We start from the raw sequence: 18,779 nt of genomic DNA, 5'->3' as shown, positions 1-18,779 counted from the left end.
AGTCGACGGGTCGCCCAGATGGCGACCGGGTTTGGCGACCTGAGAGACACAAGTAGGCTGCGTATTCTGCAATGAGGCAGAATACGTCGCTGCGAGCACAGCCCTTTGCTTTATGGCAGCTGTGCGTGGGAGACCTTCGGGTCTGCCGGTTTCTTGTGTCGCCGGTTCGCCAACCTGCGTACAGCCGCCACCCATTCGTTTGGCGACGGATGAGTAGCGACACTCAGACAGGCACAAGGATATAAATCATGAATCGCTACATGCCCATTACCGGCCACGACTGCAATATTCCCTACCTGCTTATCGATACCCAGGCACCTATTGACGTACTGCACGATGCGGCTGCTTATCGCATACGCACGGTGACCCAGCTGCTGGAAAGCTTTTCGGTAGCGGATGCCCCTCGTCATGAACCTGTTCTTCAGGAACTGACATTGGTTTGCAGCATCATGCTGCGCGATGGGTGTGATTTGATGGATGTGGCGGGGCGGAAGCTTCAAGAACGTTTATCGGTATAAATAGAAATGGGCGGTATCGGGCCGCCCATTTTTAATCCGTTAGGTTCGAGAGTTGAAAGCCGCAGCCAATTACTCTTTACCCCATAAATTTCCTGCCGGCGCATACTCATCATTTTTCAAGAGAGCTCTTTGATACCGCTACATCGGCTTACTTACCCATACATCTTCACAGTGCTCTAAACTATCATTCACCGAGGAAGTGCAGGCGCCCGAAAGCCATATAAACCCAGTAGCAATTTAGCGCAATTTATTATGGAGACGAGTCTATCCACCCTCTACCAACCTCGTACATTTCAAAGACTACCAACCAGATGCTTATACCTTTCGCAAATCAAAGCATAGGATAAAACCGAATCATCCACATCATGTAAAATACAGTTCCAGACCTTAGCAAAACCCAGTACAACATCAAGATACATCACTCTAGACCTTTGAGTATGATCCAATCTAATTTCGATGATTGTCTGCGGAGCAGACCCTAGCATGCTCTGCCATTCAAGTAGATCTTCATCATCATAAAATGCATTAAAATCATCCTTTGACAACATTGCCAGCCAGATGTCTGCCCCACCATCACTTACTACTCCTCGCGGGGGCTTCATGTGTTTAACACAGCCAGAAAAATCATTTAAAACCCGCTGAAAATCATCAACAGTCAAGACATCCGAAGAAACAATCATTGCTGAGTCACCCATGATCAAAGTCCTCCTTTGCTTGCGCCATACTCAAAAAGCTGCTCAACACTATTAACAACCTTAATTCCTATTTTTTCGTATGCTTTTATCTGTTGAGCTTTAACTACATTCGGGGCAAACAGAATAACCTCTTTACGATCCGGATTAAGCAAGGTGTTGTTTTTTAGCTTCAGCAGCTGATCAATTTTTCCTGGTTTTGCACTACCCGCCACCTCAATTATAAAACGTGGAGTTTCCGCATCAATCTCTCCAACGCCCACTGGCCTTCCATCTAGAAAACCAGACCGAAGCTTACTTTGATAGTCCAATAGCACCCCTTTTTCACTAAGGGCCTTACCTACCTGCCCTTCTAATACCTCTCCTGGAACACTCGACTTCAAGGCCTGCTCAATCTGAGCAGAAAACTTGCCTGACTGAATGTCTATAGACTTACCAGGAATACCTGCTTCGCTATCTGCCAATCCAGCTAGATTTCTATTGTTAGAAGACGGCACGCCGTCTATTGCACCAAGAGCCTCCGCCTCTGCCGCAGCCTTCTTCGCCGCCCGCCTTTCTACTACGGCTTCCAATATCGTCTTGAGAGTAGCCTTACCTCCAACCACTCCACCCAGCGACAGGATGACATCGTCGATAATACTCACCGACTCCGTATTCTTCACCGCCAGCGTCAATATCCGATCAGCGGCATTTTTTGAGGCCAGATTGTTACTCGAAAAGTCCAGGATTTCCTTGCTGTGTGCCTCAGCCTGATCCTTCCCATACTGCTTCCATTTTTCGGCCGCCGTCAGCTCTCCGTAATACCCCTTCCCAAGGCCGTTGAATAAACTCGAGTCATTAAACTGCTCTGGTGTCGAGGCGAACGCATAGACCGGGGAACCATGGGCGATAATCGGCTTGCCATCTGCCCAGGTCAGCGGGATCTTTTGATCCGCCAGCTGTTTTATGGCGTTTTTTGCAACATCCAGATCGCGCTTGAACCAATCCGTGGTCGGATCATTCCCCCACTTCTCGACCAAGGCATCCAAGCGAGCCTTTTCAACCTCATCAATTGCTGCACCACTAGCGAGGAGCATCAGGTCCTCCCACAGGGCATCAGACTTCGGCTTACCCAGTGTCTGCTCCAGCTCCTCGGCTTTTTTCTTCAGCAGCGGAAGTTCTTGGTCGCGATGATGTTGGCGGTTATTGACCTCAACCCCAGCCCCGCTACCGCCACCTGCAATTGCCCCGGCTGTGCCTCCGCCTCCAAGGGACCCGGCCGTCGCCCCAAGCCCTGTGGCAATGAGGGTTGCAATGGCTTCCTGATTGCGTTGTTCGATACCACTTTTGCCCAAGACCTCTGCAATCGCAGGCATCAGCGCCGCCGACGCCCCCGCCCCCAATGCGCCGCTTCCAGCATTACCACTAGACAACCCCATCGCCGCACCAGCCAAAGCATGCAGCAATACCCGGGCAGCACCACCTTCAGCCCACGCCGCTCGGCTGGTGTCATCAGTAGCATTGCGCTTCTGCGCATCGGCGTAATCGCCGATCTTTGTGAAGGTGTCATTGGCCGTGGTATTGGCAACGATGCCAACTGCAGTCGTGCCACCAACACCTCCAAGGCCCGCCGCGATCAAGCCCGAGGCAATGTCGGCCATGATGCGTTTGTCACCACCGACGCTCCAGCTAGCAGCATCCGCAAGGGCCGTGTTGGCCTTCTCCTTCTCTTCAGAAGTTTTGGCTTTGCTTAGCAGCTCTTTAGCGGAATCCGCCTTGGCTTTTGCTACCAGATTGATGGTGGTACTCGCCAGCTGCGCAGAACTCTGGATCAGGTCCATGCGCTCCTGCATTTTCTTCTCGTCCGGCCGGTCGAGATGCTGATTCGCATTGCTGGTATCGCGATTCAGCCCTACCAGATCCTGCGAGCCCGCTGGATCACGGATCGTGATCGTCCCCTCGCTGACGGCACTGCGGGTGCTGCTGTGATCGGACTCCTTGAGGGCCAGCGGCAAGGTGCCGCCAGTTTCCGAATGCGCCCATTTTCTTTCACTGTCCGGCGTCTTCGGTTGCCCCGGTTTGTCCCACTTGGTACTGGTGTAAGAAGCACTCAGGCTGGCCGACTGGCTTTTGATCTCGCTGGTGTTCTTGATGTCGCTGACAATCAGGCGACCGGTGTCGAGATGGTTCTTGTCGGCACTGGCTTCACTGGCAATCACCGCGCCTTGCAGTTGGGTGTTGGTCCCGACATAAATGTCGTAACCACCTTTACCTGCGTACAAGCCCGTCTGGTCGGTTACGGCCTTGTAATCGCTGTTCATCTTGCTACCAGCAATATTGCCGCTGGCGGTCACCATGGAGCCGTAACAGAACGGCGGCACACAGATGCTGGCGCCGAAACCACCGCTTGTTTGCCGGTTTTTCTGATCGGCTTCGTCCTGTCGGGAGACGATGTTGAGGTTGCCTCCCACCTCCGCCTTGATGGTATCGGCCCGAACCTGCGCTCCGGCCAGGGTGGTGTCCTGACCGCTTTTCAGCACGAGCAGGCCGGTATCCAGCGTGCTGTTGACCTGGGTGACCGAATGGCCCTTGCCCATGCCTTTGGCCAACTGCGCCCCGAGATCCAGGGTGAAGCCGTTCTGATCGCCAATATTGAAGCTGGCACCGATACTGGTCTTGCTGTTGTGGCTCTGGTTATTCCATTGCGCACGGTCCTGGGCGCTTTCCAGAGTGATGTCGTTTTTCGCCATCAACAGCGTGTCTTTCGCCTTAAGGCTGCTGCCAATGACATGAACATCACCCTGGGTACCCGCCGCGTCCCCTACAGCCGAAATGACCAGACCCGCACCGCTGGTCAAGCTCGATTGCTTGGCCGTTTCACTGCTGTATTCGCTGGTACTTTTGCTTCGGGTCGAACCCAGTTCAGTGCCGATCTTGATAAGCGAGCCACTGCTGTTGGCCGGCTTGCCCTGCGATTGGTTAGCCGCATCGGCACTGAAGTTCTCTGCCGCGTTGTAGGCCGACAGTAATGCCTGGGCGCTTTTCACTGCTTTAAGGCGACCGTCGTCGGCATCCTTGGCAGCGCGAATATCGCTGCGAATACTCTTGACGGTATCAACCACGGCACCACCGACGACACGCCCCACGGCAAGGCTCTTGGACTTGTCCGTGCTGCTCTGGGTCGACGTTTCGATACCCGCTGCAATCGTTACGTCAGCGCCGGTCAGGTGCATATCCTTGGTACTGACCAGATCACTGGCCACCACCTTCAACTCACGCCCCGCCTCAAGCTTCACACTGCCTTCGCTCGAACCCACCGTGCTGCCGGTCAAGGTGGTTTGCGCCGCCTTGCCGGTGTGATTGCTGCTGCTGATCGACAGGTGCTGGTTACCGGTGATGTCGTCCAGGCCCATGTTGTTGGCGGTGAGCACGCCCATCAGGTCGCGGTTTTTCTGCTTGTGCAGCTCGCTGCGGGTGAAGGTGTTTTCGGCCGCATCGATAGTGAGGTCGTTGCCGGCCTGAACGCTCAGGTCTTTGGTGCTGACCAGAGCAGAACCGGTGACGGTGGCATCGTGCTTGGCAACTACATCCACGGTATTGCCGGAAATGATGCTGCCGACTGCCTTGGTCTGGGTTTCCGCCAGTTTGTCCTGGACCTTGCTCGACTTCAGGCCACCCCAGCCACTCTTGCTTTTACTGCTCTCGTGGCGCGCGCTGTTGGAGTCGCTAACGGCCAGGATTTGCACGTCGTTGCTAGCCGTCAACCGGACGCCGCCTTTGTCGGCGGCGACTTCACTGCCCTTGACCACCAGGTCGTTCCCAGCAACCAGTACGCTGTTGGTGCCCGAGGTGACGGAACTGGCGATATTGGTCGTACTCGCCACCTCATCCAGCCGGCTCTTCTTGCCCGACGAACTCTTCTTGGTCTTGCTGTAGAAGCTGTAATTGCTGTCTTCCGCGGACTCCAGCGCCAGGTTGCCACCGGCCACCAGATACGCCTCGTCTCCGGCACTCACCCGACTGGCAATCAGTTCCAGATCCTTACCGGCACTGAGCGCCACGCTACCGCCGGCAGTCACGGAGGTGGAGACCTGGCTGACTTTGTCGGACTGGCCCTTGTACTTCTTGGAGCTGGAATACGAGTGTTGTTCGTCCGCCGCCGAGGCCAGGGTCAGGTCGCCGGTGGCGGCCAGGGCGAGGTTGCGTTTGGCGTCGATCTGGCTGGCGATGGCCGACAGGTCGCGGCTGCTGTTGATCGTCAGGTCGCGACCGCTGGTGACCGTCGAGCCGTGCTGGACGGTGCTGGCACGCAGGAAGTTGGTGCGGGTCTCGTTGTCCTGCTGTTCGACGGCGGTGAGGTGGGCATCGCGGCCGGCGTTGATGGTGGTGTCGTGCGCCGCTTGCAGCACGGCGCCGGCGTTGTTGAAGTCGCGACCGGCCTTGAGCGTCAGGTCGTTGGCGGCTTCGATGCGCGCGGCACTGTCGAGGAAATCGCGCCGCTGTTGCAGGTCGCCGCCGCTGTTCTCGTGGCGGGTGACGGTACGTTCGTTGATCAGGTCGCCGTTGGCGGTCAGGCTCACGTCGCGGCCGGCGATGATGCCGCCCGCCTTGTTCACCAGGTTGTTGCCCGCCAGCAGGTCCAGGCGATTGCCGGCTTCGATCAGCCCGCTGTTGACCAGATCGTTGCCCGCCTTGGCCGAGAGGTTGTTGCTCGCGCGCAGGGTGCCTGCGTTGAGCAGGTCCTTGCCGGCGATCAGGTTGACGTCCTTGCCGGCGATCAGCGCGCCGTTGGCGGCCAGGCGGTTGTTGGCGTGGGCCATGTACAGCACCGGTACCAACACGTTCTCGCCGTTGACCTGGTGCGATTCGAGCCAGACGATGTCGTGGGTCAGGGCCGCGACCTGCTCGGAGGTCAGCGAGGTGCCGACCGCCAGGTTGAGCTGCTGCTTGCTCTGCAGCGCGTTGTCCATCAGGTACTTGAACAGCTTCTCGTCGGAGTCCTGGCCATCGATGAAACGTTGGCCAGTGCGGGCGACCACCGCCTGCTGGATCAGCCGTTGTTCGTAGAAACCGTCGCCCAGGCGCTTCCAGCTCTCGTCCGGGTTGTACCCCAGGTTCGACAGCAGGTAATCCGAGCTCATGAACTGTTTCTGGTTGGTGAGCACCGGGTTGGTTTCAATCAGGTATTTGTGGGCTTGCGGGGGATGGTCAAGCGTCGGAATGCCCTGGACCCGCACGATACTGCCCTGCACCTGTTCCGCCGGGGTACGGCTGTATACCGGCGGCTGGGCAGTCGCTGCGCTATCCGTCGGGGTCGCGACGACAACCGTCGGCTGGCTGACATCGACCCCAGGCTGCACCGCGTCAACCTGCGCCAGCGTGCGCTCGGTCGCCGCCACCGGGGTCACGGGAGCAGCCTGTAGAACCCGCGCCTGACTCTGGGCAAGGTTCTGCTCGCGCTCGGCGAATCTCAGGCTGCTGCTGCCCATGCTCCAGGCCATAGGCACCGGGTTGCGCTGGGCCGCCGTGGTGTCGCCGGCCCCTTCGCTGCTCAGGCGGAACAGGCCGTGTTGCCCGACCGGCAAGGTAAAGCCTGGCAGGGCCAAGGGGTTGACCTGCTGTTTGGCCAGGTCCGGCGGCAATTGGGAGTTGATGTAGATCGGCGTCGAATACTGACTGCCCGCCGAGGTATCGCCGGTCTTCTTGCCGCCGCCGACATAGGCGTAATAACCGCGCACTACGCCGTTGTCGATCTTCTCCGAGGCGTTGAGCTGGACGTTGGCCCCGGACTGGATGATGGCGTCGAAGCGCTTGCCGTCGCCCGCCAGAGTTCTGGTACCACCACCGGGGAGTCTGCCGCCGGTCATCTGTGCATTGAATGCCGCCAGGTCAGCTTCGAAAGTACTGGAAGGTTTGGTGGCATTTCTCGCATTGAAGGCAGCCGCCGCGGCGATCGCGCCTTGGTACTGATACACGAAGTTGTATTTGATGGTGGTGGTTTCAATGTCCTGGGGCACCACCCCCTTGTTCTTGATGCTGGCGGCATTGATCGCCAGGTCGCCGGAAGAGGCAATGAAACTACTTTCGTTGCTCAGGTCCCGGGCGCCGATGTTCAGTTGCCCGCCGCTGGAGATGCTGGCGGCCGCCGTACTGGCCGTCACCTGCAGGCGATCGCGCTCGGTGAGCTGCCAGACCGCATTGCGCCGATTGCCTTTTTTCTTGACATGGCACACACCGAAGGGGGCGCACGACAGTTGAGTAATCGCGGCGTAGTACTTCTCGTGCTCCGAGTAGCGGAGGATGTCCATGACGTTCTTCACCGTCATGGCGCGAATGGTCATGTTGCCCAGGCTTTCGATCGTCCCGGAGCGGTTTTCCAGCAGGCTCGACTGGGCCTGCGCGGCATTGGCGGCCACCAGCAGGCTGCCCATGCTGAACACGTCGGCATAGCGATTGGTGAAGCTGTTCCCCAGCAACTGCATGTCGCCGCCGCTGAAGATCGAGCTGTGCTCGGCATCGCTGACACCAGAGTTGAGCAGCGTCCCGGCATTGAGGGTCAGCGCCCCGGCGCTACCGAGCGAACCGTAGTTGTTGATCGCCCCGGCATTGACGGTCAGCCCCTGGCCGGAACTCAGGCGTCCGCGGTTGGTGAGCAGCCCGCCGACATCGATCCGGGTGTTGCCGCCACCGGCGATAGTCGCGGTGCCTGGCAGGTCGACCTGGGCGGCGCCGAGGCTCATGCCGCCCAGGCTGCTCAGACGGCCATTGCCGCCGTAGGCGCCCGACAGTTGCAGGTTCAGGCTGCCGTCGCTGGCGATCAGGCCATCGTTGCTCCAGTTGCCGCCAACGCCTTCGAAGCTGTCGGAGGCCAGCAGCTGGCCGCTGGCACTCTGGTAGAAGTTGTTGACGTTGACCTTCAGGCGTCCGGCCTGGATGACGCTGGTGTTGTTCCACGAATCGGCCGCGAGGGTCAGCCCCCCTTGGGTGACCAGGGTGCCGCCCGCCCCGCTGACGTTCGCCATCGAGATATCGAATTGCCCTTTGCCGGAGTGCAGCAGGGTGCCGCCCGTATTCAGGAAGCTGGTCGCCGCCAGGCCCAGGTCGGTGCTGGCCACTTCGATGCGACCGTTACGGTTGTCCAGCAAGCCGCCGATCTGGAACAGGGTCTTGCCGCCGCTCCCGGAAGCCCTTAGCTGCCCCTGGCCGTTGTCGATACTGGCCGCGCGAATGAGCAGAGCGCTGTCGCTCTCGATGACCCCCAGCCGGTTATTCAAGGCGCCGCTCAAGCCGAGATCGACCCCTTGACCGCCGACCTGCCCGCCTTTGTCGCCACCGTTGTCGAACGCCGTGGCGGTGACAGCCACCTGGCCGCTGGCGTAGAGCCCGCCATTACGGTTGTCGAAGCCGGCGGTAGTGACAGTGGCATCGCCCTGACGCGCCGCGATGCGGCCGCCGTTGTTGTTCAACCCGGCCAAGGCACGCAGGGTCAAGCGCTGGGCTTCGATCACCCCACGCTGGCGTTGGTCGTTCAGGTCATAGCCGTTGAGCAGCACGCCACTGATGTGGGTTTCAAGGGCGTCCTTGAGGCTCGACAGCACCCCGCCACGGTTGTCGAGGCTGGCCGCGGTAATGCTCACCGCGCCATCCTGGGCGATGACTTTGCCGCCCTGGTTGTTGAAGTCGCCGCCGATATTCAGGGTCAGGCCGTTCCGGCTTTGCACCGCGCCCCGGGTGTTATCGAGGCTGGCCGCATTCAGCAGCAGGCCCGCATCGCGGCTGTGGAGCAAACCGCCCTGAGCGTTCTGCACCGCGCCTGCGACGGTCAGCGTGGCTTGCTGATTGGCCGCCACGGTGCCCTGGTCACGGTTGTCCAGGCTGTCGGCGTTGAACGTCAGCAAGTCCTGGCCGATCAGCTTGCCACCGCGGTTATCGACGTGGGCCGCGCGCTTGAGCAGCAAGGCGCCGTCACTGCTGAGAGTGCCCTGGGCATTGCCCAAGTTGCCTGCCACGTCCAGCGTCAGGGCGCCCTTGGTCGACAGGCTACCGCCACCGTTATCCAGGCTGCCGACGCGCAGGTCGGCCGCTTGCAATGCACTGACATTGCCGGCCCGGTTGTTCAGGGTTGCCGCCGTGAGATCGAGGGTGGCGCCGCTGTCGATCAAGCCGCCGGCCGCGTTATTCAGCAGGCCGGCGACGGTGAGCGTCTGTTTGCCGACACTGGAGACCACCCCTTCGTCGCTGTTGTCCAGGCTCGCGGCGTTCAGCTTGAGCGTGCCATTGCTGGTCAGCGCGCCGGCACCGCGGTTAAGCACCGCGCCGCTGACATCGATGGCCAGGTCGCCCTCCTTGCTGGAGAGCGTCCCGTGGTTGCGGTTATCCAGGCTTGCCGCCTCGACGGTCAGGCCCTTGAACCCCGACACCAGGCCATTTTCGTTCAGCAATTGGCCGGACGACACGACCCCCAGGGCCGCCTCGCTGATCAACTTGCCCTGGGTGTTATCCAGGGTGCGCCCCGTCAGGGTGAAACCCTCACGGCTGGACAGTAGGCCCTGCTGGTTCTTCAGGTCCCGCAGCCGCTCGATACTCAACAGGCCTTTGGCGTTCAATTTGCCGAGGCTGTTGTCGAGATCGCCATTGGCCAGGTCCAGGGTCACCGCGCCGTCGCCCAACAGGCGACCGCCACGCTGGGTCAGCCCCGTGACCTTGAGGTTCATGTCCCCCTTGGCCGAGACCTCGCCTTGATCGCTGGAATCCACCTGCTGGGCGGTCAGCGTCAGCGTGCCTTTACTGTTGATCAGCCCGCTGTCGGTGTTGTCCAGGGCCTTGGCCGACAGGCTCAGCCAGTCCCCCGCCAGGAGCGAACCGTGGCGGTTGTTCAAGTCGCCGCTGTCGATGCTCAAGCCATTGATGGCGTTGATCACCCCCTGGTCCTGGTTGTTCAGTAGCCCCTGGACCTTCAGTTGCAGCCCCGAGCGGCTGGTCAAGGCGCCGGCGCTGTTATCCAGGCTGGCGGCCTGGACCTCCAGCGCCGCGGCCCCGATCTTGCCCTTGATGGAGCTCAGCGCCTGTTCGATGCGCAGGGTCAGCGCCTGGTTGCCGAGCAACTGGCCGCCGTCGTTGTTCAGGCTCTTGGCGTCGAGTTCGTAAGTCTCGTCACTGGAGATTTCCCCGTTGCGGTTGTCGACGTCACCGAGATTTTTCAGCAGCAGCGCACCCGGCGCGTGGATGAAACCGTCCTGGTTGTTCAGTCGGCCATGGTTCAGGTCCAGGCTCAGGTTGGTGTTGCTGAAGAATTTGCCGCCCTGTTGATCGAGGCTATCGACCTTCGCGGTCAGGGCCTTTTCGCTGCCGATGCGCCCGCTGGTATTGGTCAGTTTGGCCGTCGTCAGTTTTAGGGTGGCGCCGCTGTCGAGGCTGCCGTCCTGGCTGTTATCGAAGTCGCCGGTGGTGACCTGGACCGCGCCCTTGCCGCTGATCACGCCTTTCTGGCTGTTGTCCAGGCTGGTGCTGCGCAACTGCAGGCCGCCCTCGCTCACCAGCTTGCCGCCCACGTTGGTCAAGGCGCCACCCGCGCCGAGGTTCAGCGCCGCCGCGCTCATCAGGCGGCCGTAGCGGTTGTCCAGGCCGGCCGCGGCCACATCCAGGGTGCTTTGGCTATCGATCAACCCTTGCTGGTTTTGCAGGTCGCCCTTGAGGGTGAGGTCCAGGCCCTGCTGGCTTTGGACTTTCCCGTTGCGGTTGTCCAGACGCTCGCCGGTAATCGTCAGGTCGGCCAGCGCGTTGATCCAGCCGGCGCTCTGGTTGATCACCTCGTCGACCTTGAGCACCAGCGGGCCATGGGCCTCGACCAGACCCTTGTCGCTGTTATTCAGGTGCTGGCCTGTCAGGTTCAGGCCGGCCTGGGTCGACAGCTCGCCGCCGCGGTTGTCGAGCCTATCGACGTCGAGTTCCAGCGCTTTTGTCGCCCCTACCAGGCCGCCTTGACGGTTATCCAGGCTCGCCCCTTTCAGGTCCAGCGCCCCGAGGGTGGCAATCAACTTGCCGCCCTGGTTGTTCAGGGTGCCGATCCGGGCGGTCACCTCTTGTTTGCCGGAGATATCGGCCGCGCGGTTGTCCAGGCTGGCGGCCGTGAGCAGCAATCCACCGTCGGCAGCCAGGGTGCCGCGCTGGTTATCGAATACGCCATCGACCTTCAGTTCCAGGTTGCCGGTGCTGCTGAGCACGCCATCGGTGTTGTCCAGGCTGGCGCTGTGGCTATCGATGGAGCTGGCGCTGACCAGGCCCTTCACGTTGCTCAGGGCCTGGGCGATGCGCAGGGTCAGCCCCTGGTCGCTGATCAGCCTGGCGCCGTTGTTGTCGAAGCTTTGCGCGATCAGGCTGAACGCCTGGGCGCTGGAGATCTCGCCCTGATGGTTATCGACGCCCTTGAGGTTCTTCAGCAGCAGGGCCCCAGGGGCACGGATGTGGCCGCCCTGGTTATTGAGCTGACCGTTGTTCAGGTCCAGGGTCAGGCCGGCCTTGCTGAACAGTTCCCCGTGTTGCTGATCGAGCCCGGTCACGCTGGCCGTGAGGTCCTGGGTACTGCTGATGCTGCCATCGGCGTTGTTGACCTGGGTGGCGACCAGGTCAAGGCTGCCTTCGCTGCTCAGGCGTCCGCCCTGGCTATTGTTGAAGGTCGTCGCGGTGATCCCCGTGGCCTGCTTCCCGGACAGCAGGCCCTTCTGGCTGTTGTCGAGATGGCCACTGGCGACAGTCAGGCCCTGGTCGGACTTGATCGAGCCGCCCTGATTGAGCAGTTCGCCACGGCTGGTGAGCGACAGGGCTTCCACGCTGTTGATACGACCGGCGGTGTTGGTCAGGGTGCCGCTGCCCAGGGTCAGGGCGTTATCAGTGCGAAGCAGCCCGCGGGTGTTGTCGAGCCCTGCGGCCAGGGTGATCTTCAGCCGGTTGCGGCTATCGATCACGCCATCGGTGTTATCGAGGCTCTGGCCGCTCAGCGTCGTGGCGCCCTTGCCCTGGACCAGCCCCTTGCTCTGATTGATAAGGCGCGCAACCTTGAGCTCCAGATCGCTACCGGCCAGGACTCTGCCGCCGTCGCTGTTGTCGAGCAGTTGGCCCTCAACCTCGGTATTGGTCCCGCTGGAAAGTTTTCCGGCGCGGTTGTCGATGTCCTGGACCTCGAGTTTCAGCGCTTTTGTCGCCACGACCAGACCGTCGCCGCGGTTGTCGAGAACACCGCCGCGCAACGTCAGGTTGCCTTGTGCCACCAGGGTGCCGCCCTGCTGCTTGAGGCTGTCGACGGTCGCCTGTACATCGCCTTCGCTGGCGATCCGCCCCAGAGCGTTTTCCACGTCCTTGACCGTCAACGTCACCGGGCCGACGGCACTGAGCAAGCCGCCGCGGTTGTCCAGCAGGCTGCCGCTCAGACCAATCCCCGCCTGGCTGGTGAGCTGGCCTTTCTCGCGATTGTCCAGCTGCTGGACATCGAGTTGCAGGCCCTTGTCGGCACGGACCTTGCTCCCGCGGTTGTCCAGTACAGCAGTGTTCAGGATCAGCCGATCCTTGCCGACCAGGCTGCCGCCACGGTTGTCGAGTTTGCCGGCCCGCAGGTCCACCAGGCCCTTGGCACCCAGGGCTCCCGCGCTCTGGTTATCGAACAGGCCCACGATCCGCGTGGTCAGGCTGCCATCGCTGTCCAGGCTGCCGGCATGGCTGTTATCCAGGCTGGCGGCGCTGATGCTCAACTGCTTGCCGGAGCCCAGGACGCCGCCCTGGTTGTTCAGGGCGCCGCTCAACCCGATGTTCAGTGCCACGTCACCGCTGACCTGGCCGCCGCGGTTGTCGAGGCTGGTGGCCGTCAGTGTGGCGATGCCGGCACTGGAGACTTCGCCCTTGTGGTTATTCAGGTGGCCCACTGTGGCCGTGAGGCTGCCGTCGCCGGAGATCAGGCCCTGGTTGTTGAGCACCTGGTTGGCCGTGACGTTCAGCGCGCCACTGCTCAGCACATGCCCCTGGTTCTGGTTATCCAGGGTTGCCGTGGTGATGCTGGAGGTTTGCCCCGCGCTCAAGGTGCCACCCTGGTTGTTCAGGCTCTGCGCCGCATTGACCGTCAGGTTGCGGCTGGCCACCAGGCTCTTGCCGCTGTTATCGAGGGCCTGCGCATTGAGGGTGATATCGCCGTTGGCATTGCGGCTGCCGTCGACACTGAGCCCGGCTTCGATGATGCCGCTGTTGCTCAACCGGCCGCCGGCGCTGAGGGTGATGCTGTCGCGCGCGGCCAGGGTTTTCCGGTTGTACAGGTCGCCCTGGGTCTGGACGTTCAGGGCGGTACCGGCATGGACCGGCCCCTGGGCGTCGAGGCTGGCGGCCTTGAGCTTGACCGCACCATTGGCCGCCGCGGCGTCGACCATGCGCAGCTGGCCGTTGGCGTCGAGCTGGATATCGCCGCCGCTGGCGATCAGCTTACCGTCGAGTTTCACCCCGACCCCGGCTTCGGTGCCCACCAGCTTGATCGCCCCGGCGTACATGCCGCCCAGGGACGAGGAGTCGATGGCCAGTTCCGGCTTGGCGCTGCCGTCGGCGGCGCGGGCGGTGGCGTTCAGGGTGCGGGCGTCGACGTCGTTGCGCCCAGTGACGATGCTCAGGTTGTTCGCCTGGATCTCGGCGTTGATCCTGGCGCTGCGGGTAATGATTTCGAAGCGGTCGACGTTGCTCGCGTTGAGCTGCGGGCCGTCGACGGTCACCTGCCCTTGGTCGACCTGATAGCGCGTGAGCTGGCCGTTCTCGATCACCGGCTTGCCGGTGGTCAGGGTGGCCTGCGGCGTATTGATGAAGCCGCAGCCGTTGCAACTGATGCCGTAGGGGTTGGCGACGATCACATGGGCCGACTGCCCCGCCACTTCGGTGTAGCCGCGCAGCTGGCTGGGGCTGCCGCCGTTGACTTCGTTGAGGATGACCTGCGCCGCCGCGCCCTTGAGGTTCGGGTTGCCGAGGATGATCCCGCCCAGTTGCGTCTTTTGCATGCGCTCGGCGACGTTGTTGAGGATCACGCCCTGCTGGCCGACGTTGTAATCGTGGAACTGGTTATGCGACAGGCCGCTGCCGTTGGGCGTGGCGATATTGACGATGGGCACGCCATTGCCGGCCTGGCCCAGGCTGGTGCCCGGCGCGCTGACCACTATGCCCTCCGCCTGGGCCCACAGCGGTTGCCAGAACATGGCGTTGGCCAGGATGAACGCCAGCCCGCGCTTGGGCATGCCCCAGAAGTACTCAGGTTTTTTCAGGGCAAAAGAAGGCTGACGGGCCGGGAAGGCCAATGGGCGAACATCCATGTGGAAACTCTCGGGAAACGCTGAATCAGAGGAAGAAGTCCAGGCGGAAGTAGATCGGCGCTTCGCGCTCGGTCAGGACATCCGGACGTTCAAGGGAATGGGCGAAGGTCACGCTGGCGGCGACATGCTGGCCACGGGCGAACAGCTCCAGGGAATTGCTCGACATGCGCCCGTGCCGGTCGCCGTTGTAGCGGTCGCCGCGGATCACGCCCTGGTCGTAGCCCAGGCTGCTGCCGTACTCGGCGAACACCGGCCGCAACCAGCCGAGGCTCACCGGATGGCTCCAGCGCAGGTCGTTGCGCCAGTAGCCGCCGCTGTCGCCGGACAGCGACTGGTCCTTGTAACCGCGAATCGACGACTGCCCGCCGAGGCTGGTGCGCTGGGGGCTGAACAGCACGTCTTCGCTGCGCTGGCCGGTCATCAGGCTGCTGAAACTCAAGGACTCGCCCCACAGCTTGAACGGCTGCAGGTAGCTCAGGGTGGCGGTGTATTTGCGGTAGCGCGCATTCGGTTCGCCAGGGCCGGGGTGGCCGTTGTCCTGGGCATCGAAGGCGCCGATGCCCTGCTGCATCCCCAGGTCGAGGTTGACGAAAGCGCTGCCGACCCGGCGGCCGTGGTTGATGCCGAACTGGGCTTCGCTGAGGCGGTTGCTGCTCAGCTTGAGCTTGCTGTCTTCGATGAAGTTGTTGGTGCGCAGGTAGGCCAGGCCGGCATTCAGCGAGGTCTTGCTCACCGCGTCGCGCAGGATCACCCGCTCGGCGCGCAGCTGGTGGTTCTGGCTGTCGCCGGTCTGCTTGAAGTTGAAGCCGTTGGCCTGGGCCAGGGAGCGGTACTCGCTCTGGCTGTAGGTGTAGCTGAAGGTCCACCAGCCCCAGGGCAGGCTGTAATTGAGCATGGCGTTGTTGGACGTGTGCTGGTGGTCGCTCATGGCGTCGTGGCCACCGCGCAGCATCAACTGATCGGCCAGCCCCAGCGGGCTGTCCCAGTCGAAGGTGGTGCCCCACTGCTGCTCGCCGGTGCTGCGCTGGCCCTCGTTGCTGCGCGACAGGCCGGCACGCCAGGGTTTCTGCGGGGTGTTCTTGACCAGCACTTCGCTGCCGCCGATTTCCTTGCCGGGAGCCAGCTCCATCTGCGCCTGGTTCGACGGCAGGCGGTTGAGCTGATCCACCAGTTGTTCGATTTCCCGCAGGTTGACCCGTTCGCCGACCTTGCCGGGAAAGGCCATGGACAGTTCGCGGTCCGATAGCCGGCTGCCCTCGGCCCCCTTCAGGCCTTCGAGCCGACCCTCGACCACCAGCACCTGCAGATGGCCCGTGGACAGGTCCTGCTGCGGCAGGTAGGCGCGGCTGGTGACCAGGCCTTTTTCGAGGTAGAGGTCGGTGATGACCTTGAGCAGTTCGTTGAGCTGACTGACACCCAGGCACTGGCCGATATAGGGCTTGAGCAGGCGTTCCTGCTCACTGGCGGACAGGCTGTCGGCGCCCTTGAGCTCGATGTCCTTGATCGGAAAACAACGGGTGTCGGCAGGGGCCGTCGGCGCCGTGGGGGCTGCCTCCTTGCCCGGCAGCTCCTTGAGTTCTTCGAGGCGTCGCTGTTGCTCTTCCAGCAGGCGGTTCTGGCGCTCGCGGATCAGGTCCTGGTCGCCGGGGTTGCTCAGCGGGGCAGCCGAGGCGGTGGGTAGCGGACTGGCCAGCAACAGGCAGGCAAAAGCACAAGACAACCTCATTGCGCGGGGTGACAGCGACATATTCAGTCCTTTGAAACTACGGCAAGAGCAAGAAAGGTGCGCGATATTAATGTGCCATCATCCTGACGTCAATTAACCTTTCCCCCCTCTATACAGGCCTGTTTTCCGGGCCAGGAAACCCGTGGGCCAAGGCCGCTACCACTCGCCGGCCAATAAAAAAGCCCGGGCAAGGCCCGGGCTTTTTTGTGTTGCGCTACGACGACTTATTCGGCCGCAGGCGCTGCCGGCTTGCGCCGCTTGAGCGGCGCCATGCCGTCCTGGCTGACCAGGGCCGGGGCGTCGCTTTTCGGCCGGTTGGCGGTCTTGCGTTTGGTTGGGGTCTTGGCCACGGCTTTTTTCTTGTCGCCCTTGGCGTCGGTCTTTTTCTTCTTGGTGCCCGCGGCCTTGCCGGAGGCCTTGACCTTCTTCGGTCCGCCGTAGGTGCCTTTGACTTCCTTGATGGTGCGGCGCTCGAAGTTCTGCTTCAGGTAGCGCTCGATGCTCGACATCAGGTTCCAGTCGCCGTGGCAGATCAGCGAGATGGCCAGGCCTTCGTTACCGGCGCGCCCGGTACGGCCGATGCGGTGCACGTACTCGTCGCCGCTGCGCGGCATGTCGAAGTTGATCACCAGGTCCAGGCCGTCGACGTCCAGGCCGCGGGCGGCGACGTCGGTGGCCACGAGGATTTTCACCGCGCCCTGCTTCAGGCGGTCGATGGCCAGCTTGCGGTCCTTCTGGTCTTTCTCGCCGTGCAGGACGAACGCCTTGTAGTCCTGGGCCACCAGGCGGCCGTAGATGCGGTCGGCCATGACCCGGGTGTTGGTGAAGATAATGGCCTTCTGGTAGGTCTCGTTGGCCAGCAGCCAGTTGACGATCTGCTCTTTGTGCTGGTTGTGGTCGGCGGTGATGATCTGCTGACGCGTGGTGTCGTTCAGCTGGCTGACCGCGTTGAGCTGCAGGTGCTCGGGGTTGTTCAGGACTTTGGCGATCATCTCGCGCAGGCCCGAGCCGCCGGTGGTGGCGGAGAACAGCATGGTCTGCTGACGGTTCGGGCATTCGTCCACCAGGCGCTGCACGTCGTCGGCAAAGCCCATGTCGAGCATGCGGTCGGCTTCGTCGAGGACCAGCACTTCCACTTCCTTCAAGTCGAGGTTGCCGGCGTTCAGTTGCTCGATCAGACGGCCCGGGGTGCCGATCAGGATGTCCGGCACCTTGCGCAGCATGGCGGCCTGGACCTTGAAATCTTCGCCGCCGGTGATCAGGCCGGCCTTGATGAAAGTGAACTGCGAGAAGCGCTCGACTTCCTTCAGGGTCTGCTGCGCCAGTTCGCGGGTCGGCAGCAGGATCAGGGTCTTGATGCTGACGCGGATCTTCGCCGGGCCGATCAGGCGATTGAGGATCGGCAGGACGAAAGCCGCGGTCTTGCCGCTGCCCGTCTGCGCCGTCACCCGCAGGTCACGCCCCTGGAGCGCGAGCGGAATGGCCGCTGCCTGCACCGGCGTCGGCGCGACAAATTTAAGCTCGGCCACGGCTTTGAGCAGGCGTTCGTGCAGGGCGAATTGGGAAAACACGGGTGCTACCTCGAAGATATGCAAAAAAACAGCTGCATAGGGTAACGGTTTCGAGCGCGAAGGCCGAGTTTCTTTCATGCAAACCCGGGTAAAGAGTTGGTTTTTGTTTGCGATTTGTCCTTAACGGTAACTTTCGACAGTTTAAATGTTCTAATCGATCCGTCCCGTCTCATAGAGGAAGCTACTTGCCCCATGGATTTCCAACAGCTCTGGCTCAACGTTCAAGACCTCTGGGGGGCGCTCGACGAGCACCCGCTCCTGCACTCCAGCCTGGCCCTGGTCCTGCTGCTGGTGGTGGCGCTGCTCGTCGGACGAGTGGCGCGTTACGTCATCCTGCACGGGGTCAAGCTGCTCGGCCGCCAGCCGGCCCTGCACTGGCTCAACGACCTGCGCCAGAACAAGGTGTTCCATCGCCTGGCGCAGATGACGCCGTCGCTGGTGGCGCAATTCGGCCTGCACCTGGTGCCGGAACTCGGCAAGACCAGCCTGGTGTTCCTCGGCAACCTGGCCCTGGCCTTCACCATCCTGTTCCTGGTGCTGGCCATCAGCGCCCTGCTCAACGCCCTGCTGGATATCTACGCCCGCACCGAACACGCCCGCACCCGCTCGATCAAGGGCTACGTGCAACTGGCGAAGATGGTGCTGTTCGTGTTCGGCGCGATCATCATCGTCGCCACCCTGATCGACCGCTCGCCGCTGCTGCTGTTGTCCGGTCTGGGCGCCATGTCGGCGGTGATCCTGTTGGTCTACAAGGACACCCTGCTGTCGTTCGTCGCCAGCGTGCAGCTGACCAGCAACGACATGCTGCGGGTCGGCGACTGGATCGAGATGCCCCAGGTCGGTGCCGACGGCGACGTGGTCGACATCACCACACCGCCAGCACTTCTTCCACCGCCCCCTTGCAGATCAGCAGGTGCGGCCGCTGTTTCTCGGCCACCACCACCGACATGCGCCGCCGGTTG

General features: G+C 61.9%; 6 protein-coding genes and 2 pseudogenes. 2 read left to right on the top strand and 6 right to left on the bottom strand.

Translation table 11 applies throughout. The features are described 5' to 3' along the window. The first annotated feature begins 248 nt into the window (after positions 1 to 248). A complete protein-coding gene (locus ACQKQA_RS09025) occupies positions 249 to 518 on the top strand; it encodes a hypothetical protein (protein WP_427555726.1) in 270 nt (89 codons plus the stop codon). A 293-nt stretch (positions 519 to 811) separates the two neighbouring features. On the opposite strand, the gene ACQKQA_RS09020 is transcribed toward ACQKQA_RS09025, so the two are convergent. The 5 genes and pseudogenes from ACQKQA_RS09020 to ACQKQA_RS09000 all read right to left on the bottom strand — a co-directional run bounded on the left by ACQKQA_RS09020 (position 812) and on the right by ACQKQA_RS09000 (position 17,817). Then, on the bottom strand, positions 812 to 1,213 hold the full coding sequence (locus tag ACQKQA_RS09020; RefSeq protein WP_427555724.1) for a hypothetical protein: 402 nt from the start codon (positions 1,211 to 1,213) through the stop codon (positions 812 to 814). Between the two features lie 2 nt (positions 1,214 to 1,215). Beyond that, on the bottom strand, positions 1,216 to 11,526 hold the full coding sequence (locus tag ACQKQA_RS09015) for a hemagglutinin repeat-containing protein (RefSeq protein WP_427555913.1): 10,311 nt from the start codon (positions 11,524 to 11,526) through the stop codon (positions 1,216 to 1,218). Positions 11,527 to 11,841: 315 nt separating this feature from the next. Beyond that, positions 11,842 to 14,406 (bottom strand): annotated as a pseudogene (locus ACQKQA_RS09010) (filamentous hemagglutinin N-terminal domain-containing protein); the annotation flags it as partial. Between the two features lie 139 nt (positions 14,407 to 14,545). Continuing rightward, positions 14,546 to 16,267, bottom strand: a complete 1,722-nt coding sequence (locus ACQKQA_RS09005; protein ID WP_427555721.1) for a ShlB/FhaC/HecB family hemolysin secretion/activation protein — start codon at positions 16,265 to 16,267, stop codon at positions 14,546 to 14,548. 203 nt (positions 16,268 to 16,470) lie between these two features. Beyond that, positions 16,471 to 17,817: a DEAD/DEAH box helicase gene (locus tag ACQKQA_RS09000; RefSeq protein WP_427555718.1), complete on the bottom strand. Its 1,347-nt coding sequence runs from the start codon at positions 17,815 to 17,817 to the stop codon at positions 16,471 to 16,473. Between the two features lie 192 nt (positions 17,818 to 18,009). Here ACQKQA_RS09000 and ACQKQA_RS08995 point away from each other — a divergent pair. Further along, positions 18,010 to 18,687, top strand: a pseudogene (locus ACQKQA_RS08995) (mechanosensitive ion channel domain-containing protein); the annotation flags it as partial. Here ACQKQA_RS08995 and ACQKQA_RS08990 read toward each other — a convergent pair. Next, the gene (locus ACQKQA_RS08990) at positions 18,683 to 18,766 is read right to left on the bottom strand and encodes a hypothetical protein (RefSeq protein ID WP_427555910.1); all 84 of its coding nucleotides are present in this window, start codon (positions 18,764 to 18,766) and stop codon (positions 18,683 to 18,685) included. The pseudogene ACQKQA_RS08995 and the gene ACQKQA_RS08990 sit on opposite strands and share 5 nt — an antisense overlap. Positions 18,767 to 18,779 lie beyond the last annotated feature (13 nt).

The sequence above is a fragment of the Pseudomonas sp. NPDC089530 genome, assembly GCF_050280705.1.
Classification (GTDB): domain Bacteria; phylum Pseudomonadota; class Gammaproteobacteria; order Pseudomonadales; family Pseudomonadaceae; genus Aquipseudomonas.
The sequence above is the reverse complement of the archived record's forward strand: the minus strand, read 5'-3'. Positions and strand labels throughout refer to the sequence as shown.

What these genes read in the sequence shown, in the direction of transcription:
- ACQKQA_RS09025 (WP_427555726.1), top strand. Translation starts at nt 249, where the DNA reads ATGAATCGCTACATGCCCATTACCGGCCACGACTGCAATATTCCCTAC.
- ACQKQA_RS09020 (WP_427555724.1), bottom strand. Translation starts at nt 1,213, where the DNA reads ATGGGTGACTCAGCAATGATTGTTTCTTCGGATGTCTTGACTGTTGAT.
- ACQKQA_RS09005 (WP_427555721.1), bottom strand. Translation starts at nt 16,267, where the DNA reads ATGTCGCTGTCACCCCGCGCAATGAGGTTGTCTTGTGCTTTTGCCTGC.
- ACQKQA_RS08990 (WP_427555910.1), bottom strand. Translation starts at nt 18,766, where the DNA reads ATGTCGGTGGTGGTGGCCGAGAAACAGCGGCCGCACCTGCTGATCTGC.